1 protein-coding gene and 1 pseudogene are annotated in these 1,718 nt (G+C 75.0%); both read left to right on the top strand.

Annotated features, from left to right (window positions below; genetic code table 11):
• Positions 1-65: 65 nt before the first annotated feature.
• Positions 66-1,178: pseudogene (locus ACIQOV_RS40350) on the top strand (ATP-dependent DNA ligase); the annotation flags it as partial.
• 289 nt (positions 1,179-1,467) lie between these two features.
• Complete coding sequence (locus ACIQOV_RS40345) at positions 1,468-1,683, top strand: ferredoxin (RefSeq protein ID WP_359908818.1); 216 nt, start codon at positions 1,468-1,470, stop codon at positions 1,681-1,683.
• Positions 1,684-1,718: the final 35 nt, after the last annotated feature.

The raw sequence follows: 1,718 nt of genomic DNA, 5'->3' as shown, positions 1-1,718 counted from the left end.
GTCCTGCTGCTTCAGTTTGTGCAGCGCTCGGTAGGCCTTCAAGACGTCGCCGAGGTTGGACCCGGCCGGCGGCGGCGGTGCGGCGGGCGTTGATGTTCCGGGGGTCGGCCCGCGCGGTGGCGCAGGCCGCGCTGACCGGTGGGCAGCCGGCGCTCGCGGCGTTCCGGCTGGACGTGGGACGGGCGGTGCGGCCGATGCTGGCCGCCTCGGCGCCGGACGTGGCCACCGCGCTGGAGCGCACCGGCCCGGCCGCGGTGGAGTGGAAGCTGGACGGCGTCCGGGTGCAGGTGCACCGGGAGGGCGGGGAGGTCGCGGTGTTCACCCGCGGCCTGGAGGACATCACCGCCCGCGTCCCCGAGGTGACCGAGGCCGCGCTGGCGCTGCCGCTGCGCTCGGCGGTGCTGGACGGTGAGGCGATCGCGCTCGGCCCGGACGGCCGGCCGCGCCCGTTCCAGGAGACCGCCGCACGCACCGCCTCCCGGCGGGAGCCGCACCGGCTGCGTGCCGAAGTCCCGCTCGACGCCTACTTCTTCGACCTGCTGCACCGGGACGGCGAGGACCTGGTGGACCGTCCCGGCCGGGAGCGCTGGGCGGCGCTGGCCGAGGCGGTGCCGGACGGCCTGCGGCCGGCCCGCGTCGAGACCGGGGACCGCGACCGGGCGCTGGCCTTCTTCCGGGAGACGCTGGCGCTCGGCCACGAGGGCGTGCTGGTGAAGGATCCGGCGGCCCCGTACGCGGCCGGGCGGCGCGGCGCGGGCTGGATCAAGGTCAAGCCCCGGCACACCCTGGACCTGGTGGTGCTGGCCGCCGAGTGGGGCAGCGGGCGGTGGCGCGGCTTCCTCAGCAACCTGCACCTGGGCGCCCGGGCGGCGGGCGAACCGGGGCTGGGCCCGTGGGTGATGCTCGGCAAGACCTTCAAGGGCCTGACCGACGAGACGCTCGCCCGGCAGACCGCCGAACTGCTGGCCCGGGAGACCGGGCGGGACGCCTGGACGGTGCGGGTCCGACCGGAACTGGTCGTCGAGATCGCCTTCGACGGGGTGCAGCGCAGCTCCCGCTATCCGGCCGGTCTCACCCTGCGGTTCGCCCGGGTGGTGCGCTACCGGCCGGACAAGAGCGCCGACGAGGCCGACACCGTCGCGACCGTACGGGAGATCGCCGCCGCCGAGGGGCTGTGAGCCGCTGGCGAAGGGCGGTGAGCCACCGCCGAAAGGCCGGTGAGCCACCGCCGAAGGGCCGGATCCGGGCCGGCTCAGGGGCCGGTGGCTGCGGGGCGCGCACTTGTCACCACGGCGTCAATTCAAACCTGGTTCACCGCCCGGGGGCTCCGACGGGAGCCGAATCGGCCATTCTCGGTGATCCCGCCACCGCGCCCTCCGTGGACGGAGCAGCGCCGGTTAGGTTGGCAATGACAACGAGAGGCGGCCGCCGGGCAGCCGGCGGCGCACTGGCGAGAGGTGCCCGACCATGCGGGTGAATGTCGACCGGGACCGCTGCTGCAGCTCCGGGATGTGCGTCACGAACGTTCCCGAGGTCTTCGACCAGGACGACCACGACAGCCTGGTGAGACTCCGTCAGACCTCCTTCCGGCCGGACCAGTTCGACGATCTCAGACTGGCCGCCCAGCTCTGCCCGGGCGGTGCGATCACCGTGGTCGAGGACGGGCCCGCACAGGCCGAGTAGGCCGGGAGGCCGAGGCCGGGCCGTTCCGGACACCC

This window comes from Kitasatospora sp. NPDC091257 (genome assembly GCF_044757675.1).
Classification (GTDB): domain Bacteria; phylum Actinomycetota; class Actinomycetes; order Streptomycetales; family Streptomycetaceae; genus Kitasatospora; species Kitasatospora lactacystinica.
Note: the sequence above shows the minus strand (reverse complement) of the source record. Positions and strands in the feature narration are given on the sequence as shown.